Source organism: Trueperella bialowiezensis, from assembly GCF_900637955.1.
Classification (GTDB): Bacteria; Actinomycetota; Actinomycetes; order Actinomycetales; family Actinomycetaceae; genus Trueperella; species Trueperella bialowiezensis.
In genome coordinates this window covers 1,422,745-1,447,713 of the sequence record NZ_LR134476.1, presented here as the reverse complement: position 1 = coordinate 1,447,713, position 24,969 = coordinate 1,422,745, and the positions used below count along the sequence as shown (strand labels likewise).

Below are 24,969 nucleotides of genomic sequence, written 5' to 3'. Positions count from 1 at the left end.
TAACTGTCTCTTGTCAGTTTATCCCCTAAAGACGACGGCGGGGCGCAGTCTACGAAAGAACTACGCCCCGGAATTTTCCGCCTCATTACTCGGTGCGAGCACCGCCCCCGCCACCTGCGGGTTCACTGGCGGTCTGGGCACCAGACTCCGACGGACCAGTCGGTCCTACAGCTGCAGGCTGTGCCAGGCCGTCGATCCGTTCCGTCTCCTGCGCGGGTTTCACCCCCTCGGGCAGCTGGTAATCCGAATCGTGACCGGTGAACGTGAACGTCTTCGGTTTAGCCTCGTGATCGACGTCGACGACGATCGTCTGCCCCTTGCTGAACTCCCCAAACAGGAGCTTCTCTGACAGCGTGTCCTCAATCTCGCGCTGGATCGCGCGGCGCAGCGGCCGGGCGCCGAGAACCGGATCGTAGCCGCGGTCGGCGAGCAGCTGCTTCGCCTCGTCGGTGAGCACAATCGACATGCCCTGATCCCACAGGCGAGCCCCGAGCTTGCCAATCATGAGATCCACGATCTGCAAGATCTCGCTCTTCTCCAGCTGTGGGAAGACGATGATCTCGTCCACGCGGTTCAAGAACTCGGGCCGGAAGTGGTTTTTCAGCTCCTCGCCCACCCTGTTCTTCATCCGCTCGTACGACGTGCGGGTGTCGGCGTCGAACTGGAAGCCCGTCTGCACGCCCTTGGCGATGTCCTTCGTGCCGAGGTTGGTGGTCATGATGATGATCGTGTTCTTGAAGTCGACCACACGCCCCTGAGAATCGGTCAGGCGGCCTTCCTCCAGAATCTGCAGCAGCGAGTTGAACAGATCCTGGTGGGCCTTCTCGATCTCGTCGAACAGCACCACGGAGAACGGCTTACGGCGCACCTTCTCTGTCAGCTGGCCGCCTTCCTCATAGCCCACGTATCCCGGAGGCGCACCGAACAGTCGCGAGACTGTGTGCTTCTCCTGGTACTCAGACATGTCGAGGGTAATCAGCGCGTCCTCATCGCCGAACAGGAACTCGGCCAACGCCTTCGCCAGCTCCGTCTTACCCACGCCAGTCGGCCCGGCAAAAATGAACGAGCCACCCGGACGGTTCGGATCCTTCAGCCCGGCACGCGTACGGCGGATCGCCTGCGACAGCGCCGTGACCGCCTCGTTCTGGCCAATCACACGCTTATGCAGCTCGTCTTCCATACGCAGCAGCTTCTCAGACTCCGCCTCCGTCAGCTTAAACACCGGGATACCCGTGGACATGGAGAGCACTTCCGTGATGATGTCTTCATCCACGACGGACACGACGTCGAGGTCGCCTTCCTTCCACGCCCGCTCGCGCTCGTTGCGCTTCTCGGTCAGCTGCTGTTCCTGATCACGCAGGGCGGCAGCCTTTTCGAAGTCCTGGCCGTCAATCGCGGCCTCCTTCGCACGCTTAACACCCGCGATCTCCTCGTCAAGTTCGCGCAGCTCGGGCGGGGCCGTCATCTTCTGGATCGCCAAGCGAGCGCCCGCCTCATCAATCAGGTCAATGGCCTTGTCTGGCAAGAAACGATCATTGATGTAGCGGTCGGCAAGCGTGGCCGCGGCCTCCAGTGCGTCGTCGGTGATCGTCACCCGATGGAAAGCTTCGTAACGATCACGCAGACCCTCAAGGATCGCGATCGTTTCCTTCACGGTCGGTTCCTCAACCTGAATCGGCTGGAAACGACGTTCGAGCGCAGCATCCTTTTCAATGTACTTACGGTACTCATCCAGCGTGGTAGCGCCGATAATCTGCAGTTCGCCACGCGCCATCATCGGCTTAAGCAACGACGCCGCATCCAGCGCACCCTCCGCCGCGCCCGCACCCACGAGCGTGTGCACCTCGTCAATAAACAGGATGATGTCACCACGAGTGTTGATTTCCTTGAGGATCTTCTTCATCCGCTCCTCAAAATCACCACGGTAACGCGAACCCGCCACAAGCGAGCCCATGTCCAGCGAATACAGCTGCTTGTCCTTCAACGTCTCCGGCACGTCACCGGCCGCAATCGCCTGCGACAGCCCTTCAACGACGGCAGTCTTACCCACGCCCGGTTCACCAATAAGCACCGGGTTGTTCTTCGTCCGCCGCGAGAGCACCTGCATAACCCGCTGCGTCTCATTATGCCGGCCGATCACCGGATCCAACTTGTTCTCCCGAGCAGCCTGAGTCAGGTTACGCCCATACTGGTCGAGAATCGTGGAGCCAGCCTTCTGGCCTTCACGAGCCCCACCCGGGCCAACGCCCACAGCTTCCTTACCCTGGTAACCAGACAGCAACTGGGTCACCTGCTGGCGCACCAACGGCAAATCCGCACCAAGCTTGACGAGCACCTGAGCAGCAACCCCGTCCTGCTCACGCACCAAACCAAGCAGCAAGTGCTCCGTACCAATATAGGAGTGGCCAAGCTGCAAGCCCTCACGCATCGCGTACTCGAGAACCTTCTTCGCACGCGGAGTAAACGGAATATGCCCAGAAGGCTGCTCCTGCCCCTCCCCAATAATCTCGATAACCTGCTCTTGGACGGCGTCGTAACTAATATTCAACGCTTCGAGCGCCTTAGCCGCAACGCCCTCGCCTTCCTTGATCAAACCAAGCAGAATATGTTCCGTGCCGAGATAATTGTGCTTGAGGTTCCGCGCAGACTCCTGAGCGAGCACAATGACTCGCCGAGCGCGGTCAGTAAACCGTTCAAACAATGTTCGACTCCTCCGAAATAATTTTCGCGTGGATCGTACACGACACCCTGTGCGCTGCGCCTACAATCCTGCGATTCCTCAACCACCTTAACGGCGTGCAAGCAGCGAACATTCGTCGTTTCGCCGCTGGCGTGACATCTCACAGCCAAAAAGCCATGCCAACTCCACTCAAAAGACGGGCTGACTCGGCCGGTAAACATGCCGGCGCCCCCGGAAAAACCGGGGGCGCCGAGTTGAGTTCACCCGTGCAGGATTACTTCAGCACGTCTTCCTCAGAGCCTTCGCGGTGAGCCTCAGCCGGGTACGGCGGGAGCGGAATCTCGCCAGTATCGACCGTAGGATCAGGCTGGTTCTCCGGGTACTTCGAGCGGTACAGCTCCGCAATGGCCTCCACAACCTGCTCGTACGTGATCGAACCGGTGTTAATCACCAGATCGTAGTAGGCATCGTTGTTCGGATCCCACTGGTACAGGTGGCGCGACATTTCTGCACGCAACCTATCTTCAGCCTCGAGCTGTGCAGTCGCTTCGGTCGGGTTGAGACCCCAGCGGTGCATGATGCGCTCGATACGCTTCGGCTTCGGAGCGATCAGACGCACGTGGATCGCGCCCACCGCGTGGTGCAAGACGTAGGCACCGTTGCGTCCGTGGACGACGCCGCCGTTGGCAACTTCTGCAAGCACGTTGCGGGTGTTTTCCGCAGCAACCTGGAAGTTCTGCTCTTCGGATGCGCCGAGCGCCATCGTGGAGTCCTGCGCGCCCGCATGTTCGACGGAGCGCAGCCAGCGGTCGAAGCCGGAATCGGACACGAGAGCTTCGCGGTCCACGAGTGCCAGCTCTTCGGACGAGAACTTCTGACCAACGTACGGAACAGCAAGTTCGCGTGCGAGCATCGGGCCAATAACCGACGCACCGGCACCCGACTGGCCGAACACGGTAACGATCGGCGGAACAGCCTCGCCCTTCTTGCGCAGACGCATCGTACGGCCGTCGCCAACCTCGGTAGTCTTGACTTCGCCTTCGGACATGCCAGCCATCTCCGTGACGGCCTTCTTGGTGCGGCGCTCGTTGAGCTCGCGCACAATCTGCGAATGCTCCTCAAGGCCAAGCGGGTAGCGCGACATGATGAGGATCGCGATGAAGGTAAGCACTGCAGGCAGTGCGCCGGTCGCAATACGAATACCTTCGATCGCCTGCTCGGTCTGTACAGCTGCTTGAGAGTTGTAGCCAAACGCACCAATCAGCGCGGCGCCGGCCCAACCGCCAATACCCTGGCCAACCTTACGGATGAACGACAGGATCGAGTACGAACCACCCTCGGAACGGGTGCCAGTCTTCCACTCGCCGTAATCCACCGTGTCCGCCTGCATCGAGAACATCAGAGCGTTCGTACCACCAACGCCCATGCCGTACACGAACCAAGCAATAATACCGGCCACCAGCGAACCGCCCGGTGCGAAGTACATGATCACAAAGGCAAGCACTGTGACAGCGCCGCCCAGCATGTAGCCCTTGCGCTTACCGAGACGAACCGTAATCGTTGGCACGGCCGACGCAATAACGATCGAGCCCAACGTCTGCGCGAGCTGCAAGAACGCATACCAGCCGGCGTTACCCAAAACGTCACGCGCGTAGAACAGTGCCACCGCAGACATGGTGAACATGCCAGCCAGCAGGAACATGGCACCCGAGCACAGAACCAGCAGCGGCTTGTTCGCCCGGACAGTCTTCAGCGTGGAGCGCAGAGTCACCTTCTGCTGCGGACGCTCCACAACTTCCTTCGTGTTCTTGAAACAGATCAGGTACAGGATCACCGCAATAGCGCCCAAGATCAGCGTGGTGATCATGAACTTTTGCCGGATGCCATCGGCCGCGGTGTCCTGGAACTGCGGCGCAACAGCGAACGCCAGCAAAACGCCGGACAGCGACGACGCAATCGAACGCGCACCCGACAGGCGGGAACGATCCACCGGATCCTGAGTCAGTGCAGACGACAGCGAACCGTACGGAATGTTCACGAACGAGTACGCAAGCTGGTACGCGGCGTCGAACAACAGAATCCACACGATCGCCATCGTGGTGCCTGCAATGCCGGCGGGAACCGAGAACAGCGCAACGAACACGATCGCAAGTGGGGCGGACCCGAACAGAATCCACGGGCGCAGACGCCCCCATCGTGTATCGAAACGGTCAACAGTCTGACCGGCGGTCAAATCAGTAATGCCGGCCCAGAACTTAGTCACACCATAAATTGCGCCAGCCACGCCGGCGGAGATGCCTGCGAGATCCGTCATGTACACGACGAGGAACATCGAGGTCATCATGAAGGTGAGGTTGTTTGCAACGTCACCCAACGCATAGGAAATTACTTTCCCATTAGAAAGCCGTGTTGAGGCCACGGCGCCTTTCGTATCTGTCATGGCAATTCCAATCCGCGTCGTCTTCGACGCGAGTTCTAGTGAGTGCTGTTAAACACTAGCTTTAATTGCCAATCTAGCACTTTCACGTGTTTTACAAGCTGAAACGCATAAAATTTGCAACAGTTGCCATAAAAATGTCGGCTTAGGGACTTAGGGCCTAGGATAAACCCACCAAGCTTGCTTTGACTGCTGAGCGCGCACCGCTTAGGGCGTTATGCGCAAACCCTATGTTTCGAACAAAATAGTAAAAGGGCCGTCATTAACTAATTCGACGTCCATCATCGCCCCAAACTGCCCCGTCTCAACCGGCACACCATACCCGCGCACAGCCTCCACAAGCTGATCGAACAACGGTTCAGCGACGTCGCCCCCAGCCGCCTTCGACCAGCTCGGCTTACGCCCCTTGCGCACATCCGCATACAACGTAAACTGCGAAACAAGCAACACGGGAGCGCCGGACTCTTCGGCAGACACCCGCGCCCCGGCGTCGTCGGAACCATCCGGACCGCGAAGCAGATGAAGCTGGGCAATCTTCCGCGCCGTCTTATCCACCTCCGCCGCACCATCACCGTGCGTCACTCCTACGAGCACACACAGTCCGGCACCGATTTCACCGACGACGACGCCGTCCACACTCACCGACGCGCGCTTGACACGCTGAATCACACTACGCATTACCAGCCTCCTCGCTGCCTACGACCCCGGCCACCGTGCCCGCCCCATGGCGATCCCATCCGCGAGCGCTCCGGCCCCAGATAGTACACCGCAGCAATTAACAACGCGAAACTCACCAGGCGACCAAACGGGAACCACCACCTCAGCACCCGCACAACAAAATACACCAGGCCGCCAATGCCGAGCACTGCCAACCAGAAATTCTTCGACCTCGCCGCAAGCGCGAACTGCCCTTCCGGACGCCGCGAAGCATCCACAAAACCCCACGCGAACAGGCCCGTGAGCATCAACGGCAACAGCCTGTACACGATCAGGCTCAGCAAGGCATTTGCTTCCCACATGTCTACCGACTGCCCAGCCCGCCGCGGGCACTCCCGAACGCGCCCGCACCGCCGTCGGCACTGCCTGGTCCGCCGCCCCTGTTGCTTCGGCGCAAGCCCTGGCCGGGCCGCTCCTGCGGCGACACCGACGACTTACCCTCACGGGCCACAATCTCCTCCTGCGAAGCAACAAACGCGCCCACCTCAAGCTGTGCGTCGAGTGCCGTCGCACGGCGCAACAACGCGAGCGCTACCGGGCCGTCCTCACTATCACGAGCCACCGACGTTAGCTGGCCGACCGTACGACCCCCGGACGTCACCTCAGCACCCGGCTCAGGCAAATCCCCCTCCGGACCTTCCAAATACAGGTAGGTAAGCCTGCGCGGCGGCTTACCCAAATTCACCAGCTTGGCCACAGTCTCCTGACCGCGGTAACAGCCCTTATCCAAGTGAACGGCCGTGCGTAGCCAATCCAGCTCGTGCGGGAGCACCTGATTCGCCGCCTCCGTGTTCGGACGCGGACGCCACTGCGCAATCCGCTTCGCCTCCCACGCCTGCACGCCCGCCGGCACGAACCCGGCCGCAATCAACGTTTCCACCACCGGTTCATTTTGTGCGACGACGAGCAGCGTACGGTTGGCATTCCGCGCAGGATGGTTTTCATCAGCGACGCCGTAATGCGCGCCGCCAGGTAGCGTGCGCGGCCACGGATCCTCCCAGATCACAGTGGCATGCGTTCGCGTTTTTTCCGAGAGCTCATCGGCCGGAACCATGAGCCCAATGACCGCAGGTTTTTGCTCGCCTTCCCAGCGCTCCACTTCTACCCGCATCCGGAACTGCATCGACTCCAAGAACTGCGCAAACGGCTCACTACACCCGGTGTCCATCAAAAACCAGGTGCGCTCGCCGTCGTCGACCACCGCCGCCGCGGCTTCAACATGCCCATTCGGGCTCAACAACAACATCTCCGACGACTCCCCCGGAGCAAGCGCCGTGAAATCCCGGGTAGTCAAATTATGCAACCAAGTAGCGCGCTCCACCCCAGATACGGAGAGCACCTCAAGAAACGACAGGTCTGTGAACGCCTCGCCCGCCGCCAACCTATTACCCTCCGCAAACGGATTCGCGTAATGCGCTGGCACACCCAGCGATTCATCCATCACCGCACCCGGCAGCCCCTGCGTCACGTTCATCGCTGCGCTCCCTCATCGGCATCCGTGTGCTCGTCGGTTTGCGGGCTAGCTACGGGCGCCGCAGTCTGCGTGTTAGCCGGGGCGTCGACGTCGTCAGCAAACTGCCGCGAAAGCCTCCCCGCCATATAACTACGCATCTCGAAACCAAACGCCTCCATGTCATAGGCGTAAAAGAAATCCGAGGCCACGTTACCTCCCATAAACTTCGCCGCCTGCACATCAGCGCCCGAACCGGAGCGCACAATCGTGTCAGTCACCATCTGCAAACGCGGACCAGCAATCAGGCCCACCCACAGCTGGCCGGTGCCAGTCGGCGTCGCGACAGTCGCTTCCAACTCCACCGCGCCATCCGAACGCGAAGGCGCCTCCGGGTTCACGCGAACATAGCCAGTCTCCGCCTGCCACAACCGCTCCTTCGTCAGCGAATCATACGTGACCTGCCCGGGAGCCTCCTTATCGACGACGCTCGCCGGCTCATTCGCCAACCACACCCGCGAATTAAACCGCACGTACGGGCCGCCATCCACGGCGTCGATCGTCAACTCATGCACGTACGCCGCAGCCTCCACATTGCCGTACTCGAGGATCCCCCCGCCGTGCCAGGAGTCAATCAACCACGCCAACGGATAGTTTTCCGGCGCCAAATTCTCAGGAAGTCGAAAAGCCATGCCACTAGGTTAAAGCAGAATCATCGTAAAAATATAGCCAATCACGCCCAGCGAACAATGCGGCACCAACGCCTTCGTAATCCCCTGCACCCACGTAAGCGGACGTTCAAAAGCAGTAAGCGCCCGCTGCACTCCCGCATACACCACACCAACAGCAGCCCCCGCGAACAACCCCATCCACACCGGACCACCCAACAGGTAGGCACTCACCGCGCCCGTCACCATCGCATTCAACGTGCCCAACCAGCCCGCATTCGGCGAATCAAAACCATGAATCAACGCCGCCACCGCAATCACAATCGCGATCGTCAGCCCCACAGTCGGACCCGGATCAAGCCTCGAATACACATCCTCATTCCACGCGCCACCCGCATGCACCCACAACGACGCGGACACCATCATCATCGCACCCGCCACCGACGCCGACATATGCTCAACCAACTTCACATGGCCATCCCGGCGGAACATCTCCCCGATAAACGCCGCAATAATCGCACCGGCCGCAACCACCGCCGTCGTCTTGATCGTGCCAAAATACGCCGCTGGCAACGCGGCCGCCAACGTGAGCAGCATGACCACCCGCGACACAACACGGTTCTCCACGCCCATGAGCACTGGCCAACCCGGAATAACCGCCAACCCAAGCAACAACGCCGCAACCGCCGACGTAAACGGGCCAAAACTCACACCCAACGCCAACACCGCAGCAAAAAACGCTCCCACCGACGCCCAAATAAGAGGAGGATGATAAGCAGCCGCCGGACGCGCAGGATTCACTCGATCAAAAAGCAACGACACAAGAGACCTCTTAGGGGTGCTCTTAGCGGTGGCGTCACGTGGTTGATCATGCGGGTGCGATAACTCTGATCGCCCCTGTTCGCTCGGGGTCATACGCCCAAGTGTATATCCCAAACTCCGGTATTAGGACTTTACCAAGTTTTACGTGACCTGGGGCTCGTTCAACCGCAAACGCGCCAGCGTGCTCACCGTTTACGCCGCGGAGGAAAACGTGCACACAGATCGGGTGACAAGCAAGGAAACCTCGGTTAGGCTGTAGGCAAGACACCGGATCGCGAAAGCCCCGGGCTCCAAATATCTGCCGCTACGAGCGGCCTTCGCGCCGACAGGCGCTCTCAGGTTCGGTGTCCTAGGCTTGCGGGGCCGCGCTTTCAGGCGCGGCCCCTTCCCTTTGCTGGCAGGATGCCCGGCTTGCTGACAGGATGGCCGGCTTGCTGACAGGATGGCCGGCGTCTGATTTGCCGGATTCTGGCTCCCGCTCCCATGCGCTTCTGCTTATATAGCAGTTTTGCAGGGGTCGGAGGGCTCAAACCTCGCCGTTTCTGCTTATTTAGCAGAAACGGCGAGCAACGTCCTCTAACGGGCCGGCTCGGACGGCGCATCGGCCGGTTCGGCGGACTTGTAGGCGTCGTCCCACGCATCCGAGCCGATCTCGCCCGGAAGGCCCGCCTCCGCAGGCACAAAAACCGGCTCACGGAAACGACCAAGCTCACCGGCTGGCGATCCTAGGTTCACACCATCCCCGGCACCAGCAGCACCAGCATCGGCACCAGTCCCAGCACCGTCACCAGCCCCGGCACCAGCAACACCAGACCCAGCACCGACACCAGCAGCACCAGCGTTAGAAATACGCACGAGCACGTATCCGTTGCGGGCGATCTCGGCGCGTTGACGCTCGTAGTCTTTCAGTGCGGCGATCACCCAGCGGGAGAGCGAAAGCACTGCTACCAGGTTCAGGATTGTCACTACGAACATGGCTAGGTCCATAAGCACCCACACGAAGGTCAGTGCTAGAACTGCGCCGACAAACGAGAACACGACCATGGACGCGCGCGCCAGCATGTGCACGGTCTTGTTTGCGCCGAGGAATACGAGGTTGCCCTCGCCGTAGGCGTAGGCGCCGAGGATGGACGAGAAGCCGAAGAAGAAAATCATGATGGCCACTGGCCAGGCCATCCAGTCACCCAAAGTGTTGGTGATAGCAACCGTTGTGAGAACACCGGAATCGTCTGGCGTTACGTTGGCGAGGTCGAGCACGCCAGAGGTGAGGATGATGAAACCGGTGGCGGTGCATACGAACATCGTGTCGATGAACACGCCGAAGGATTGGATGAGCCCCTGTTGGACGGGGTGCGCCACGGTTGCGGTGGCTGCAGCATTCGGGTTGGTACCCATGCCGGCTTCGTTGGAGAACAGGCCGCGGCGCATACCGTTGATAAGGGCGGCCAGTACGCCTCCGCCGATTCCTGCGAGGGATTCGCGCAGTCCGAACGCGGAGAGGAAGACGTCGGAGAAGAAGGCGGGCAGCGCGTCGATGTTCATGATGACCACGGCTGCTGCGATCACCAGATACACCAGTGCCATTGCTGGGGAGATGATCTCGGTGGCGCGGGCTACTCCGCGCACTCCCCCAAAAATGACGACGGCGGTCAGCCCGGCAACAACGAGCCCGGTCACCCATGGGGCTACGCCCTGCGAGTTCTCGAGCACGCCGGCGATCGTGTTGGACTGCACCATGGGCATTGCTACGGTCATGGAGAACACCATGGCCACGGCGAAAGCGATCGCGAGGGGCCGGGAACGAAGCCCGCGCAAAATATAGGATGCGGGTCCGCCGCGGAAGGTGCCGTCAGGGTGTCGCTTTTTGAACAGCTGTGCAAGCGTGGCTTCGGCGAAGGCGGTGGCCATGCCGAAGAGCGCGACGAGCCACATCCAGAACAGGGCACCTGGCCCGCCGAGGATGATCGCGAGTGCCACGCCGGTAATGTTGCCGATGCCGATGCGTGTGGCCATGCCGATGGCGAAGGCTTGGAAGGAGGAGATGCCGCCGCGGGCTCCTTTGCGTGAGTGCACAACATGCCGTGCCATATCCGCGAAGTGTCGGAGTTGTAGGCCTTTGGAGCGGATGGTGAGGTAGATTCCGGTTCCGGTGAGGACTGCCAGCATGATCCACGTGTAGAGCCAGTCTGATACTCCGGAGAGGAAGACGGTTGCTGAGGCTGTGATCGAGTCAAGCCATTGTTGTACTTGGTCCATGTGGTGTCCTTTGTGCTGGCGGGGCGCGTCTGTTTGTACCTAGTCAGTGTGCGCGCCTAGTCAGTTTCGCACAAAATGCGCTCTTGTTGTGCCAGTAGCCGCGATGCGATCACGACCATTTGCTGTTCACACTTTGCAGCCACGTTCACCCTGCCGTAATCTAACCATTGACGCACGTTAACTTATTGTTATCGGTACACGCGTTATGCGTGAGGAAGCATGAGGGCTGATGGCTAGTTTCTTTAGTCGCACGAAGAGTCAGCATAATGTTTTGCCGCTGTTGAATGAGCAGGCTGAGCACTTGGTGCGTGCGGCGAAGGTTCTTGCCAAGATGGTTGCTGCTGATTCGAAGACGCGCACTGACATGAATACGCAGTTGCATGAGATTGAGAATTCTGCGGATGAGGCGTCTCATCGTGTGATGCAAGAGGTGGGTTCGCGGTTTGCATTGCCGTTTGATCGGGCGGATTTGCTGTCGTTGTCGTGCCGGATTGATGATTGCGTGGATGCGATTGATGAGGCTGGCGACAACCTGGTGTTGTATCGGATTGGTCCTGTGCCGGCGGGCGTGTACGAGATTGCGGACATTCTTATTGAGTGCGCCGAACATGCTGTGCATGCGATTAAGAAGTTGAAGAAGTCTGATCCGGCGTTGCGCACGGAGTGGTTGCAGATTCACAACCTGGAAAATCGCGCGGATGGGATTTATCGCGAGCTGATTATTGAGTTGTTTAGTTCTGACCCGACGCCGAAAGCGCTGCTCACGTCCAAGATTGCGCTTGATTCGTTCGAGGCGGCGGTGGATGCCTTCGAGCAGCTGGCTGTTGCGATCGAGTTGCTGACGTTGAAGGAGTCGTAGGTGGATCCGGTTGTGGCGTTGGTGTGCGCCGTCGTCGTAGCCGCCCTCGGGTACGGTTTCACGAATGGTTTTCACGACGCCGCAGACGCCGTCGCCACGTCAATCGCGACTCGCGCGCTCACTCCGCGAATTGCGTTGGCGCTGGCTGCGTCAATGAATTTTTTAGGTGCGCTGATCGGTGTTGGGTTTACGACGGCGATCGGTGAACGTCTAGCCGACGTGGGATTCTTGACGACGCCGGACGAGGCGGCTGGGCCTGCAGTGCTGCTCGTGTTGTTGGCTGGGTTGACCGGGGCGATCGTGTGGAATGTTGTGACGTGGTGGTTGGGGATCCCGATTGCGTCGACTCACGCACTGGTTGGCGGCCTGGTTGGCGCATGTGTTGGCGCCGCGGTGTTGGTGCACTGGGACGTGGTGGCCACACGTGCTGCCCTGCATATTTTGGTGGTGCCACTCGGTAGTTTCCTGCTCGCGTTTTTGCTGATGAAGCTGGTGACGATTGGGCTTGCACGCGCGTCGCATAAGCCGATGATGCAGCATTTCCGTGCTATCCAGTCGATGTCGGCGTCCGTGAGCGCGTTCGGGCATGGCATGTTTGAGGCCGGCAAAATGATGGCGCTCATGCTGGTGGCACTGTGGGCGGGAGGCTACTATGCCGGCGAGACGCCCACGTGGGTGGTCGTAGCGGCGGCCTGTGCAATTTCGCTGGGAACGCTCGCGGGCGGCCAGCGAATCATCAAAACGCTCGGCAAGAAGATCACGCCGCTGGATCCTGCGCAAGGTTTTGCTGCGCAGGCGGTGGCGACCACGATGGTCTATGCCTCGGCCGTCTTGCTATCAGCGCCCCTGGGAACTTCGCAGGCTGCGACCGGGGCAATTACGGGCGTGGGCGCCGCGCAACGGCGGTCTGTTGTCCGGTGGAATACGGTAGGCGCGATCGCATTCGTGTGGTTGCTAACTATTCCTGCGGCTGGCCTTATCAGCGCGGCCATGTACTACGGCCTTACCCACGTCTTCTAACGCGCCCGCCGGGTTCAGTTCAGCTGTTCCCGGGGTCAGACCACATCGCTCCCGGGTTCAGTGCAGCTGTTCCCGGGGTACACGTTCGGTTCCGGGGGTACCGGATCCGGCGATTTGTCTACCCCGCGAAGCAAACGTGTACCCCCGGAATGGAAAAACTGCTCCGCAAAGGCAACAAAAAGCGGGGCGCCCGCTTGGGGCGCCCCGCCTGCACTCGCCCGGCCACCCGAAGGCCGAGAGGAATTGCCAGATCAGCCGAAACGGCCGGATACGTAGTCTTCGGTTTCTTGATGGGTCGGGTTGGAGAAGATCTTCTCCGTGTCATCAAACTCGATGAGGCGGCCGGGCTTGCCGGTGCCTTCGATGTTGAAGAAACCAGTCTTGTGCGACACGCGCGCTGCCTGCTGCATGTTGTGCGTGACGATCACGATCGTGTAGTCCTTCTGCAGCTCCTGCATGAGGTCCTCGATTGCGAGGGTCGAGATCGGATCGAGCGCCGAACACGGTTCGTCCATAAGCAGGATTTCCGGCTTCACCGCAATCGCACGAGCGATACACAGACGCTGCTGCTGACCACCGGACAGCGAGGAGCCCGGACGATCCAGGCGGTCCTTCACTTCCTCCCACAGGTTCGCACCGCGCAGGGATTCTTCCACAACCTGCTCGGCTTCACCCTTCGGAAGGTCACGCTTGTTGAGCTTCAAACCAGCAAGCACGTTGTCAGCAATCGACATTGTCGGGAACGGATTCGCACGCTGGAACACCATGCCCACGTGCTGGCGCACCTGCACCGGATCCACGCCCTCGGCGTAGATGTCCTGGCCGTTCACCAGCACGCTGCCCTTCACGTGTGCCTTCGGGATCACCTCATGCATACGGTTAAGGGAACGCAGGAACGTGGACTTGCCACAGCCGGACGGACCAATAAGTGCGGTAATGGTTCGCGGTTCGATTTCCACATTTACGTTTTCAACCGCGAGGAACTGATCGTAGTAAATGTTGAGGTTCTTCGCCTTAATACCTTCAGACATTGAGTTTCCTTTCTTGCGGCTCACGCCGCTGTCCGCCTGGACTTACTTTTCACCAGCGGGGGCGAACCGCTTGGCGATCCAGCGGGCCAAAAGATTGAGAATCAGGACGATGAGGATGAGCAGAAGCGCTCCGCCCCACGCCGCCTCGCTGTTTCCTGCGGTGTACTGGTTGTAGACGTAAACGGGCAACGTGTACATCTGATCTTGGAAAATGTTGTAGTTGTAGTAGTCGGTAGTTCCGGCCGTAATCATGAGTGGCGCGGATTCACCGATCACGCGGGCGACCGCGATGAACACGCCAGAGACGATACCGGAGACGGCGGTGCGAAGCACGACGCGCACGATCGTTCCAGCCTTCGTGACGCCCAGCGCGTAGGACGCTTCACGTAGCTCGTTCGGCACGAGCCGCAGCATCTCTTCAGTATTCCTGACGACGATCGGAGTCATGAGCACCACGAGTGCGATAGCACCCGCGAAACCATTCTTGAACTGGGCTTGGCCAAACAACGCCTGGTTGATCATCGGGATCATCGCGGCCGCAAACAGACCGGCAACAATCGACGGAATACCCGTCATGATGTCCACCATGAACGTGATCACGCGAGCGATCGGACCGCGGCCGTATTCAACGAGGTACACGGCCGTGAGGATGCCGAGCGGGACGGCGATCAGCGCCGTCGTCGTCGTAATCAACAACGTGCCAACAATCGCGTGTCCAGCGCCCGTGATCGCGTTCGGATCGGACTGGCCGGCTGTGGTCGCCGTGAAGAAACCAGTGGCTGTCATCCGCGTCCAGCCGTGCACAATCACTGTCCACAGCAACGACACGAGCGGCACAACTGCAGCAATAAACGTGCCGGTGATCACCGACGTCATCATGCGATCGGCACCGTAGCGGCGACCTTCCACCCCGTAGCCGAAGCCAATCACGAGGACGAAGTACACTGCCAAGAACGCCAGAACTCCACCGATACCGCTTCCAGCCATCTGCGCGACGACGACGCCCACCACGAGCGACACCGCAATCGCAGCCGGCGTAAACCACTTCGGAAGATACTTCTGCGTACCAGAACCAATGCCCTGAGGGGACTTAACTTCTGCGACACTCATGCATTTGCTCCTGAGAACTCAGCGTAACGGGCAACAATCGCACGTGCGATGAAGTTAACCACGAACGTAATAACGAACAGAATGAGGCCGAGTGCGATGAGGAAGTCGGACTCGATACCCGAGGCCTCCGGGAAGCGCAACGCAATCTGCGACGCGATCGTCGAATGCTGGCCGGGGCTCATGAGCTTGAAGTTAATCTCCAAGCCAGGCGAGAGCACCATGAGTAGTGCCATCGTCTCACCGAGTGCACGGCCAAGACCAAGCATCGACGCCGACACGATACCGGAACGCCCGTGCGGGATAACGACCATCTTGATCATCTCCCAGCGGGTAGCGCCGAGCGCGAGCGAAGCCTCTTCCTGCAGACGCGGAGTCTGCAAGAACACTTCACGAGCAAGCGAGGTGATGATCGGCAAAATCATGATCGCAAGGATCACGCCACCCATGAGGATGTTGCGAGCCGGCGGAACGAACTGTGCGGCGTCGTGAGCCAGCGGCCACCAATCCCAATTCTGGGCTGCGTACTTCAACCCGGGAAGGCCACCCTCCCAGCCGACCACTTCGCCGCTCTCCTTGATCGGCGCTCCGGAAAGGAACTTGAAGACGGGAGTCAACACCGAAGATATCCACGTGAAGATCGGGCGCATCAACGGTTCGAGCGTCCACATACCCCACAGGCCGAACACAACCGAGGGGATCGCAGCCAGAAGATCGATCACATAGCCAAGGCCAGAAGCGAGCTTACGCGGCGCGAAATGGGAAATGAACAGTGCGATGCCCACCGCGAACGGCACTGCGATCACCAGAGCGATCAATGCCGCAAGCAGCGTACCGAAGACTGTGACACCGGCGAATTGCCAGAACGTCTTACCGCGGGCGAAGCCGACCTGTTCAGCGAGCTCATCTCCGGGCGTGATGAGCACGTTACCCGAAGAGATGAGAAGGAATGTAAACACTGACGCGAGCAGAATAAGGATCGAGATTCCGGCGGCCGTGGAAAATCCACTGAACACCTTATCTCCAGTCCTCTTGCCTCCGGAGCCAGGCGCCAAAGCCGGCGCCTTATCGACTGTCGAAGGGCGAAGTGCGGATGCTGGATCCGGCTTTTCGTCCACTGCCACATCAGCAGAGTTGTCAACGTGTGCCACGTTATACTCCGATCATTTGCGTGGGTGCGGGCCAGCCCCTAAAGGCTGGCCCGCTGCGACATCTTAGTTAGTCAAATTAGTTGGTCTTGATCTGGTCAATCGCCTTCATTGCCGACTCGCGCAGCGTATCGGAAATCGGGGCGTTACCACCGTTAGCTTCAGCAGCCTTCTTCTGGCCTTCTTCCGAAGCCATGTAGGTGAAGAACTCCTTGACGATCTCAGCCGTGTTGGCGTCGTCGTACTGGGTGCAAGCAACGAGGTAGGAGATCATGACGACCGGGTATGCGCCCTTGATCGAACCGTCACGCTTGAGGTCAACCGTGAGCAGACGGTCGGTAGCATCTTCGGTCGGCTCCGAGCCGTCAACGATCGCTGCAGCCGCTTCAGGCGAGTACTCGAGGTATTCACCAGCAACTTCAACTGCAACCGTGCCGAGGTCACCAATCTGCGAGGCGTCCGCGTAGGTGATCGCACCAGGCGTGGTCTTCACCAGGTTGACAACACCGGTGGTCTTTTCTGCCGACTGCGTGCCGGTGATCGGCCACGTGTCCGACGGCTCGTACGGCCATGCATCCGAGGCCTCGACGAGGTACTGTTGGAAGTTCTCAGACGTACCCGAATCATCAGCACGGTTGACCGGGATGATCGGCAGGCTCGGCAGCTCGATGTCCGGGTTCAGGCTGGTGATCGCGTTGTCATCCCACTCGGTGATCTTGCCGTCGAAAATCTTGGCGATCACTTCAGCGCTCATGTTGACGTTCTCAATACCGTCAAGGTTGAACGCGATAGCGATCGGCGAAATGTACAGCGGGAGTTCGAGCGGCTCTTCGCCACCGCAGCGCTGCTTAGCGCCTTCCAGTTCTTCAGCGCTCAGGATCGAGTCCGTGCCAGTGTAGTGGACTTCGCCCGCGATGAACTGGTCACGGCCGGTGCCCGAACCGGTGGCTTCGTAGTTGACGATCGCGCCGGTGTTGGCGGTGAAGTTATCGCGCCATGCCTGCTGGGCGTTCACCTGGGAGGAAGCGCCAGATCCGTTGATCGTGCCGCTGAGGCTACCGCCCGAGCCGCCGGTGGACTCGCCACCTGCTTCGGTGGTTGCCGGAGCCGAGCTGGTTTCTTCGCCACCATTACCCGAGTCAGAGCAAGCGGCAAGGCCAAGTGCGAGTGTGAGAGCCGCGATGCTGGCTACTCCGCGATTACGTGCAATCTTCACAGTATTTCCATCCTTACTAGATGTCGTTTCCTGAGGAGCCGCAACCCCTCACCTCCAACTACAGTAAGAGGGCAGGATTGCCTTTCAGCAATCGCAAGGTTAACAATTGGTTAACTGTGTGTCGGCTCAGTCACATCTGGCGATTTAGTCCTTTGTGCTCCCGGGGTACGCGTTGGCTTCCCGGGGTACCGAATCCGGCGATTTGTCTACCCCGGGAACGAAACAGGTACCCCCCGGAACGCACTGGTAGAGATAACGACGCCGTCGTTCGGCTAGTCCAGCAGTGGGCGGATCTTCTCCAACGCCACGATCGTGGGGGCCTTGCCATGCCGGTTGGCCACGTGTGCCACGATCACTTCGCCGGTGCGCAACCACGGATCTTTTTCGGGAACTTGCCGCATGATTGCCTGCGGGGTGAACTCTTCAACAGTCTCCATGACGGTCGGAAGGGTGGGCCGGTGGAGGCAGACGACGGTCGGCCGCATCTCTTTACGCAACCACTTGCGTACGAGCACGGCTACAGCTCGCGGCTTCTTCTTATGTGCGGCTTCGGTCAGGGCGGCCTCGGTCTCGATCTCATAGCCGGTAGCCTCAGCGTAGGGTGCTACCGAATCACGGCACCTTTTCCATGGGGAAGAAATCACGCGCTCAACCCCATAGGCCGAAAATACGCGCACGAGCCCCTCGGCACGCTCATGGCCAGTGGACGTCAAAGGCCGGGTATGCTCCGCGCCCTCGCCGTCCTTTTCTTTCCACGCCGAACGCTTCATCGCCCGCGTATGCCGAGCGAGCACAAGCGGCACGGTTTTATGCTTGTCGTCCGACCACAAATCCTTCATATACCCAAGAATCTCGCGGTCGCCCTTGTGCGTGAGCAGCTTCTTCGCCTGTTTCAAACTCACCCACCGCACCTCGTCGACTTCCTTCTTCGACGCCAAAGACACCTTCGGCCGCACTTTCACAGCCGGATGACCCTTCGACTTCACGGTCGCCAACCAGTAGCGCACCTTCTTCGTACGCCCACCTGCGATCTTGTACCGTTGCGATCCGAGCGGTACGCCAAGAACGACGTCGAGCCCCGTCTCCTCACGCATCTCCCGGATACAGCACTCGTGTAAGGACTCCTCGCCCTTCACCTTGCCCTTCGGAAACGACCAATCATCCCACGACGGGCGGTGCACAACGAGCACCTGGATAGTGCGATTCTTCATCCGCCAGATAACTGCGCCTGCCCCCAGAACATCTGGTTTCGACACGAATCTTTCCCCCTGTAAGATCCCTGCTCTGCCACTTCCTGAACTGCCACGACGCTCGCAGCGTTCGACCCGCCGCGAGCGCTTTCACCACTAGCCGCGGTCAGCCACGTTCTTACGTGCCCGAGCCATGAGTTCGTCTTGAATGTGCGGTAGCTTGTTGCCGTCGGCGTCGGCTACGACGCGTTCCCAACCGTCGGCACGCATGTGCCACGACTGCACCTCGTCAGAGGTTGCCCGGCGTACCAGCTCCACGAGGAACTCGATCTGATCCGGCTCCTTGATCTTGATGAGTGCTTCCACACGCCGATCCAGGTTGCGGTGCATGAGATCCGCAGATCCGATCCACACTTCGGGATCGTCGTCGTTGCAAAACGCGTAAATCCGCGAGTGCTCAAGGAAACGCCCCAGAATCGAGCGCACTCGAATGTTCTCGGACAGCCCGGGGATTCCCGCGCGCAGGCAACAAATGCCGCGCACCTGAATATCCACGGGCACGCCGGCCTGCGAGGCGCGATACAACGAGTCGATGATGCGTTCGTCCACGATGGAGTTGCACTTGAGGCGAATCCACGCGGGTTTGCCAGCCTGGTGGTTGGCGATTTCGCGGTCGATCCGTTCAATCAGTCCGTTGCGGATGCCCTTGGGCGCCACGAGCAGCCGGTGGAACTTCGCCTTCGGAGCATAGCCGGAGAGCTGGTTGAACAACCGCGTGAGATCCTGCCCGGTATCCCGATCGCACGTGAACAGGCCAAGATCCTCGTATCCGCGCGCAGTCTTTGGATTGTAGTTACCCGTGCCCACATGACAGTAACGGCGCAAACCGTCGGATTCTTGGCGCACCACCAGCGACAGCTTGCAATGCGTCTTCAGCCCCACAATCCCGTAAACCACGTGCACGCCCGCCTGCTCCAGTTTGCGCGCCCACTCGATATTGTTCTCTTCGTCGAAGCGTGCCTTAATTTCGACGACGGCGAGCACCTGTTTGCCCGCGTTCGCCGCCTTAATCAGCGCATCCACAATCGGTGAATCACCGGAGGTGCGGTACAGGGTCTGCTTAATCGCCAGCACTTTCGGATCGTCCGCTGCCTGCTGGATGAACTGCTGCACCGACGTCGCAAACGACTCATACGGGTGCTGCACCAGAATCTCCTTGCGGCGGATCGCCGCAAACATGTCTGGCATCGACGCCGACTCGACGTCCGTAATCCCCTTCGCCGTCACCGGCACAAACTTCTTGTACTTCAAATGCGGGCGATCCAGATCGTGGATCACGTTCAACCCGGTCAGGTCGAGGGGTGCGGGTAGGGCGAGCACGTCGTCGTCGCGAATCCCCAGCTCGCGAACCAGCAGCTCGAGCACCCGCTTCGATGTGTCTTCTTCCACTTCGAGGCGCACCGCCTGGCCAAAACGACGCCGCAACAACTCCTTCTCGAGTGCCTTCAGCAGGTTTTCGGCGTCGTCTTCCTCAACTTCGAGATCCTCGTTACGAGTGACTCGGAACGTCGAATACTCCACGATCTCCATGCCAGGGAACAGGGTGTCAAGGTGTGCACCGATCACTTCCTCAAGCGGAATGTAGGAGGTCTTGCCGTATTCGTCGACGGGCACGTCCTCCGGACGGTACGGCCTGCCTTCGGAGTCGACGGCGATAAAGCGCGGCAACAACGGCGGCACCTTCACCCGGGCAAACAGCTCCTTGCCGTTCTTCGGATTGCGCACCAATACAGCCAAGTTCAGCGACAACCCGGAAATGTAGGGGAACGGGTGTGCCGGATCCACTGCGAGCGGGGTGAGCACCGGGAAGATCTGCTTACGATAAAACTTCGACAGCCGGTCCTTTTCCTTCTCATTCAAGTCCGACCAATGCTGGATGACGATCCCCACCTCTGCGAGCTTGGGCTGGACGTCGTCGCGGAACACGCGCGCATGCCGCTGCTGCAGCTCCTTCGTACGGATCGTTATCCCCTCGAGCACCTGGCGAGGGGCAAGGCCGGACGCCTTCGTCGTCGCCATACCCGTGGCAATCCTACGCATGAGTCCGGCCACGCGAACCATGTAAAACTCATCCAAGTTCGACGCGAAAATCGCGAGGAACCAGGCCCGCTCCAAAATGTGCAGCTCCTGATCCTCGGCCTGTTCTAGCACGCGCTCGTTGAATGCCAGCCAGGAGAGCTCGCGGTCCAAGAAACGGCCTTCCGGCAACTCGCCTTCACCGGCAGCATCCTGTTCGGCCTCCGCCTCAGCCACAAGCTGCTCGGCCTCCTCGACCAGCTCCTGCGGGCTGACCGCACTGCCCATCCGCATCCCTTCAAGCACGCGGCTACGCAAATCCTGCACGTCCTGTTCCGTAAGGTCTTCATCTTCCAGCAGCTCTTCGAGAGCGTCGGGAAGGGCTTCGTCAAGATCAATGTGATCGATTGGCGACGACGGGGTGAGCCCGGCTTGTTCATGGCGTTCGGGCGCTGTCTGGTCAGAGGTGTGTTCGCTCATACTTAGATAGTCTCAGATTTCGCCGCGCCATGACAACGCAACTTCGCACTCGGCTATCACGCAGTTACAGCTGGTAGGCAGTATGGCTTTCCGACACGTCAAAACCCGCGCGACGATACGACCGCACTGCCGGCTCGTTTTCTTCGTCAACATAGAGCAACGCCTGTTGGAATCCGTGCCCGCGCATCACTTTCAACATGAGCTTCGACAGCGCACCGCCAAGGCCCTGCCCCTGCACTTTCGGATGAACGCCCAGCACATACAGCTCCACGAGCGATTCCGACTGCGGCTTCAACCAGAGGAATGCCAGCGGCTCATCTGGCGCAAAACCGTTCGCCGCGGCCACTGCCGCGCTCATCGCCGCACCGCTCGTTGCACCCGGACCAGTTGTTGCACTACCGGCCACATCATCCATCCTGTCAGGATTCTTTAGCCGCGCGAGCAACAGCAACTGCGGATCGAACCACGGCTGAGCAAAACGCTGGCGCATGTCGTCAACCGTCAGTTTGCCCTGCTCGGGATGATCGGCAAAAGCTGCAGCGTTCAGCGCCGTCAAGGCCTCGAGGTCCCGCTTCGGATCGATTGGTTCGATATGCCAGCCAGGGATCGCGCTTGCCAAATCCGGCTTGTCGACCACGCCCACCAACGGCCGAGTCATCACTAGCAACGTCCGGGTAGCCTCCAAGTTTTCTGATTCCGCGAGCGCCCGCGCAGGCGGCAATGTTCCATGCGCCCACAGCACCGCACCGCCGAACCGCTTGCGGGCTTCTCGTAGTAGGCGCTGGCCCAGCCCGCGCCTGCGATAGGGCGCACCCACTGCCAGTTCCACACTGTTATTTCGCACGTCGCGGATTGCCACCCCGGCCAGCTCTCCCGACCGCGGCTCAACAAGCAACAGGTAGTCTGCCGCATCCGGCGCATCAATATTCAGCAGTGTCTGTTCGTCAAAGGCTGACACGCCGTCGTCGTCTTTGACCTGCCCCGCAAACTCGCGGATCTGCTGTGCATACTCACCCGGTTCTTTAACAACGCGGATCTCAAAACTCATCTATGTTCCTCTACCCGAGCCCCTGACTCTAGCCCAGCATGCCTTTCACCAAACGCTCGCCCGCCGCCTGAAAATCTTTGGACACCCGCAGCATCGCCGTGTCCCGGCGAGTCACCTCGGTAGCCAGCGGGTGTTCATCATCGCCGATCCACCCCGGTTGCACCCGGCCAATGAAATCCGTGAACCGAGCCGACGTGCGCAGCACGTCTGCGAAATCACCGCGGAAGTCACCTTTCAACACCTCGTCCCACTTCGCACGCACCTCCCGTGGGGTCAGCACCTGGTCGATCTTTTCCGGATCGTGCTCCTGTGCCGCCTGCTTGGCTGCCGCGAACCGCAATTCAACCTCATCCGGATAGCGGCGCACCCACTCCGCGAGCAAAAACCCGCGCCACAGTGTGCCCGGCAGCGAGTCTTCCGGCGAGTCCACCCATGACTCGGCAATCACGTCGATGCCCTCTTCACGGATAAGTTCCAGAACCCGCGCAATCACATCATCATCTTCGCGGCGCTCCACACCCAAAGGCACGATCGCCTGTGCGGACGTGTTCGCAAGTTCGGACGTCGCCGCCGTGTCCGCTCCCCCTTCAATCAGCTCAATCTGCTCCGGTTTGAGCTGGGCTGGTCTGCGTGGTTTCGTCATGGTTGCCTCCTCCGTGTTACCCCTATTGTCCCCCAAAGCGCTGCTTCTTGGGCGAGTAGGCGGAAGCTTCACCGTGCTCACAGGCATCACGCCAATCAAAACCGGTCATATCCGGCGCTACGACGGGCGGTATCTAGCACTCAGCGAAATCTGATCGCAAAATAGCGGGAGATCTTCGCATATAACGAAGATCTCCCGCCTAGGCGTGAAAAGATTTCGGCCGGCGTCAGCTGCCCGCCACGATGTCGGCGACTTCGCGGATATCGCGAACGATATACGTAGCGCCGATCTCCTCGTAGGTGGCCTTCACCTTCGCATCTGCAGCCTCGCGCTCAGGATCGCTCAGCGCTTCGTATTCGGCTTGCGTCAGCCCCATGAGAGACGAGCCCTCGATGATGCCCACGGTGTCAAGGCCAGCATGCTGGCCTTCCCGAATATCGGAAACCGTGTCGCCAACCTTCAGTGCCTTGTGAACGCTATCGATCTTCAGCGCTTCAAGGTTGCGGAACACCATGTACGGGTACGGGCGTCCGAAACCGCCCACGTCATCCGGGGTCATCATCGAGTCCGGGCTATATCCTTCGGCAGCTGCGCGAGGTAGCACCAGTTCCATCATGGAGGCGGTGTAGCCCGTGGTGGACCCGATTTTCACTCCCATGTCGCGAAGCTTCGCGATCGTGTCAACCACGTAGGGCTTGACCTGCGAATATTTCGGAATCAGTTCCAGAATCTTCTTCTCAGAAATTTCGTAGATCTCCTGGACGTCGTCTTCGGTCCAGTCCCTGCCGTGTGTGTCGCGCCAGGCTTGGCTAATGCGCTCCATGTGCAGCATGGTGCGGACGTGGTCGATCTTCAGCATGCCCATCGGCTTGCGAACTTCATCCAGGGTTGGTGTGATCCCCCGGCCTTCGAACGCTTCCACGAAGGCTTGAACCGGAGAAAAGCACCCGTAATCGACGGTGGTTCCTGCCCAGTCGAAAATTACTACTTCATATCTCACTGTTCTTGCCCTTTCTGCGTGTCAACCTGGTTCAGGTATTCCCCGATGATCTCAACAACCTTGCGCATGTCATCCGGGTAGATTTCACCAATGTTTCCGATCCGGAAGGTGTCTGCCTCCGTCACCTTGCCCGGATAGATCGCGTATCCGCGTTCCTTAATGTAGTCATACATGTCTTGGAACGAGAAGGTTGCGCCTTCCGGGTAGAAGAAGGTGGTGATGATCGGGCTTTGGTGCTCATCGCCAACATAGGTTTGAATGCCCAGTTCGCGTAGCCCGGAGATGAGGATCTCGTTGTTTTCCGAGTAGCGCTCGTAGCGCGCTGACACGCCTCCTTCGGCCTCCAATTCACGGATTGCCTGCGCGAACGCGAGCACCGTGTGGGTGGGCGAGGTGTAGCGCCACTTGCCGTCGCCATCCATTCCTGCCCACTGATCGTAAAGATCAAGCGAGAGGCTGCGCGCCTTACCCTTGCAGGTTTCCAGCGCGTCACGACGAGCGATGATGAACGAGAATCCCGGGACTCCCTGGATGCACTTGTTCGCCGAGGAAATGATGAAATCGATCCCCAACTCGCCTACAGCGATCGGAATGCCGCCGAACGACGACATGGCGTCCACAATAAACGTCAGTCCCGCATCCTTGACGACCTTGGCGATCGGCTCCAGTTCGTTCAAGATGCCGGAGGTGGTTTCGCAATGAACCATCGCCACGTGGGTCACGTCTGGATTGGCTGCCAGGTGGTCGCGGACGACGTCGGCTTGCGGAACCTCGTCGTAGTTCCAGTTCAGCACGTTGTGCGGCACCCCAGCGGTGCGTGCGATCTGCACGATCCGCTCACCGTAAGCGCCGTTGGTCAGAATCAGCACACGCTCGTCTGAGCCAACAGCTGAGGTGATCACAGATTCCACACCGAACGTTCCCGAGCCTTGCATGAGGACCGCGGTGTAGTCGTCTCCAACTTGCGCGATCTTCAACAGGTCTTTGCGGATCTGTTGGGTGATCTGCTTGTAGTCGTCGTCCCACGTGCAGTGGTCAACCAGCATTTCGTCGCGGACGGTGCTGCTTGTTGTGAGTGGGCCTGGAGTTAACAGCTTGTAGTTAATGCTCATAGTCGAATA

At 59.7% G+C, this 24,969-nt stretch carries 20 protein-coding genes; 2 read left to right on the top strand and 18 right to left on the bottom strand.

All coding sequences use genetic code 11. The features are described 5' to 3' along the window. Nucleotides 1-85: 85 nt before the first annotated feature. From EL234_RS06585 to EL234_RS06550, 8 genes are all read right to left on the bottom strand, one after another. Nucleotides 86-2,701: an ATP-dependent Clp protease ATP-binding subunit gene (locus EL234_RS06585; protein ID WP_126416705.1), complete on the bottom strand. Its 2,616-nt coding sequence runs from the start codon at nt 2,699-2,701 to the stop codon at nt 86-88. 253 nt (nt 2,702-2,954) lie between these two features. Beyond that, nucleotides 2,955-5,120 carry a cytidylate kinase family protein gene (locus EL234_RS06580; RefSeq protein ID WP_126416704.1) on the bottom strand — a complete coding sequence of 722 codons (2,166 nt, stop codon included), beginning with the start codon at nt 5,118-5,120 and terminating at the stop codon, nt 2,955-2,957. A 225-nt stretch (nt 5,121-5,345) separates the two neighbouring features. Beyond that, nucleotides 5,346-5,795 (bottom strand): D-aminoacyl-tRNA deacylase, encoded by a 450-nt coding sequence (gene dtd, locus EL234_RS06575; RefSeq protein WP_126416703.1) that lies wholly within the window; start codon nt 5,793-5,795, stop codon nt 5,346-5,348. Continuing rightward, nucleotides 5,795-6,136, bottom strand: a complete 342-nt coding sequence (locus EL234_RS06570; protein ID WP_126416702.1) for a DUF2516 family protein — start codon at nt 6,134-6,136, stop codon at nt 5,795-5,797. Before EL234_RS06570 ends, dtd begins: the two co-directional genes overlap by 1 nt. A gap of 2 nt (nt 6,137-6,138) precedes the next feature. Next, nucleotides 6,139-7,308 (bottom strand): CAF17-like 4Fe-4S cluster assembly/insertion protein YgfZ, encoded by a 1,170-nt coding sequence (gene ygfZ, locus EL234_RS06565; RefSeq protein WP_126416701.1) that lies wholly within the window; start codon nt 7,306-7,308, stop codon nt 6,139-6,141. After that, complete coding sequence (locus EL234_RS06560; protein ID WP_126416700.1) at nt 7,305-7,976, bottom strand: FABP family protein; 672 nt, start codon at nt 7,974-7,976, stop codon at nt 7,305-7,307. The genes ygfZ and EL234_RS06560 overlap by 4 nt, the downstream gene beginning before the upstream one ends. A gap of 9 nt (nt 7,977-7,985) precedes the next feature. Beyond that, on the bottom strand, nt 7,986-8,774 hold the full coding sequence (locus tag EL234_RS06555) for a hypothetical protein (RefSeq protein ID WP_126416699.1): 789 nt from the start codon (nt 8,772-8,774) through the stop codon (nt 7,986-7,988). A gap of 576 nt (nt 8,775-9,350) precedes the next feature. Further along, nucleotides 9,351-11,030 carry an alanine/glycine:cation symporter family protein gene (locus EL234_RS06550; RefSeq protein WP_126416698.1) on the bottom strand — a complete coding sequence of 560 codons (1,680 nt, stop codon included), beginning with the start codon at nt 11,028-11,030 and terminating at the stop codon, nt 9,351-9,353. Nucleotides 11,031-11,301: 271 nt separating this feature from the next. On the opposite strand from EL234_RS06550, the gene EL234_RS06545 reads away from it, so the two are divergent. Both EL234_RS06545 and EL234_RS06540 read left to right on the top strand, forming a co-directional pair. Next, complete coding sequence (locus tag EL234_RS06545) at nt 11,302-11,889, top strand: DUF47 domain-containing protein (protein WP_164712423.1); 588 nt, start codon at nt 11,302-11,304, stop codon at nt 11,887-11,889. Next, the gene (locus tag EL234_RS06540) at nt 11,890-12,909 is read left to right on the top strand and encodes an inorganic phosphate transporter (protein ID WP_126416696.1); all 1,020 of its coding nucleotides are present in this window, start codon (nt 11,890-11,892) and stop codon (nt 12,907-12,909) included. 251 nt (nt 12,910-13,160) lie between these two features. Here the strand turns inward: EL234_RS06540 and pstB are convergent, their stop codons facing one another. The 10 genes from pstB to EL234_RS06490 form a co-directional block, all read right to left on the bottom strand. After that, complete coding sequence (pstB, locus tag EL234_RS06535; RefSeq protein WP_126416695.1) at nt 13,161-13,940, bottom strand: phosphate ABC transporter ATP-binding protein PstB; 780 nt, start codon at nt 13,938-13,940, stop codon at nt 13,161-13,163. Between the two features lie 42 nt (nt 13,941-13,982). Beyond that, nucleotides 13,983-15,050: a phosphate ABC transporter permease PstA gene (gene pstA / locus EL234_RS06530; RefSeq protein ID WP_164712421.1), complete on the bottom strand. Its 1,068-nt coding sequence runs from the start codon at nt 15,048-15,050 to the stop codon at nt 13,983-13,985. Continuing rightward, a complete protein-coding gene (locus EL234_RS06525) occupies nt 15,047-16,198 on the bottom strand; it encodes a PstC family ABC transporter permease (RefSeq protein ID WP_241968960.1) in 1,152 nt (383 codons plus the stop codon). The genes pstA and EL234_RS06525 overlap by 4 nt, the downstream gene beginning before the upstream one ends. A gap of 76 nt (nt 16,199-16,274) precedes the next feature. Further along, nucleotides 16,275-17,411 carry a phosphate ABC transporter substrate-binding protein PstS gene (pstS, locus tag EL234_RS06520; RefSeq protein WP_126416694.1) on the bottom strand — a complete coding sequence of 379 codons (1,137 nt, stop codon included), beginning with the start codon at nt 17,409-17,411 and terminating at the stop codon, nt 16,275-16,277. Nucleotides 17,412-17,683: 272 nt separating this feature from the next. Then, nucleotides 17,684-18,667, bottom strand: coding sequence for an NUDIX hydrolase (locus EL234_RS06515; protein ID WP_241968959.1), 984 nt, complete (start codon nt 18,665-18,667; stop codon nt 17,684-17,686). Between the two features lie 90 nt (nt 18,668-18,757). Next, nucleotides 18,758-21,157: an RNA degradosome polyphosphate kinase gene (locus EL234_RS06510; RefSeq protein ID WP_126416693.1), complete on the bottom strand. Its 2,400-nt coding sequence runs from the start codon at nt 21,155-21,157 to the stop codon at nt 18,758-18,760. A gap of 64 nt (nt 21,158-21,221) precedes the next feature. Next, nucleotides 21,222-22,205: a GNAT family N-acetyltransferase gene (locus EL234_RS06505; protein ID WP_126416692.1), complete on the bottom strand. Its 984-nt coding sequence runs from the start codon at nt 22,203-22,205 to the stop codon at nt 21,222-21,224. Between the two features lie 28 nt (nt 22,206-22,233). Then, a complete protein-coding gene (locus tag EL234_RS06500; protein ID WP_126416691.1) occupies nt 22,234-22,848 on the bottom strand; it encodes a hypothetical protein in 615 nt (204 codons plus the stop codon). Nucleotides 22,849-23,074: 226 nt separating this feature from the next. Next, nucleotides 23,075-23,848 (bottom strand): phosphonoacetaldehyde hydrolase, encoded by a 774-nt coding sequence (phnX, locus tag EL234_RS06495; RefSeq protein ID WP_126416690.1) that lies wholly within the window; start codon nt 23,846-23,848, stop codon nt 23,075-23,077. Continuing rightward, nucleotides 23,845-24,960: a 2-aminoethylphosphonate--pyruvate transaminase gene (locus tag EL234_RS06490; RefSeq protein WP_126416689.1), complete on the bottom strand. Its 1,116-nt coding sequence runs from the start codon at nt 24,958-24,960 to the stop codon at nt 23,845-23,847. The genes phnX and EL234_RS06490 overlap by 4 nt, the downstream gene beginning before the upstream one ends. Nucleotides 24,961-24,969: the final 9 nt, after the last annotated feature.

Excerpts from the sequence above, each read along its gene's own strand:
- EL234_RS06580 (WP_126416704.1), bottom strand. The coding sequence starts at position 5,120 with ATGACAGATACGAAAGGCGCCGTGGCCTCAACACGGCTTTCTAATGGG.
- dtd (WP_126416703.1), bottom strand. The coding sequence starts at position 5,795 with ATGCGTAGTGTGATTCAGCGTGTCAAGCGCGCGTCGGTGAGTGTGGAC.
- EL234_RS06570 (WP_126416702.1), bottom strand. The coding sequence starts at position 6,136 with ATGTGGGAAGCAAATGCCTTGCTGAGCCTGATCGTGTACAGGCTGTTG.
- ygfZ (WP_126416701.1), bottom strand. The coding sequence starts at position 7,308 with ATGAACGTGACGCAGGGGCTGCCGGGTGCGGTGATGGATGAATCGCTG.
- EL234_RS06560 (WP_126416700.1), bottom strand. The coding sequence starts at position 7,976 with ATGGCTTTTCGACTTCCTGAGAATTTGGCGCCGGAAAACTATCCGTTG.
- EL234_RS06550 (WP_126416698.1), bottom strand. The coding sequence starts at position 11,030 with ATGGACCAAGTACAACAATGGCTTGACTCGATCACAGCCTCAGCAACC.
- pstB (WP_126416695.1), bottom strand. The coding sequence starts at position 13,940 with ATGTCTGAAGGTATTAAGGCGAAGAACCTCAACATTTACTACGATCAG.
- pstA (WP_164712421.1), bottom strand. The coding sequence starts at position 15,050 with ATGAGTGTCGCAGAAGTTAAGTCCCCTCAGGGCATTGGTTCTGGTACG.
- EL234_RS06510 (WP_126416693.1), bottom strand. The coding sequence starts at position 21,157 with ATGAGCGAACACACCTCTGACCAGACAGCGCCCGAACGCCATGAACAA.
- EL234_RS06505 (WP_126416692.1), bottom strand. The coding sequence starts at position 22,205 with ATGAGTTTTGAGATCCGCGTTGTTAAAGAACCGGGTGAGTATGCACAG.
- EL234_RS06500 (WP_126416691.1), bottom strand. The coding sequence starts at position 22,848 with ATGACGAAACCACGCAGACCAGCCCAGCTCAAACCGGAGCAGATTGAG.
- EL234_RS06490 (WP_126416689.1), bottom strand. The coding sequence starts at position 24,960 with ATGAGCATTAACTACAAGCTGTTAACTCCAGGCCCACTCACAACAAGC.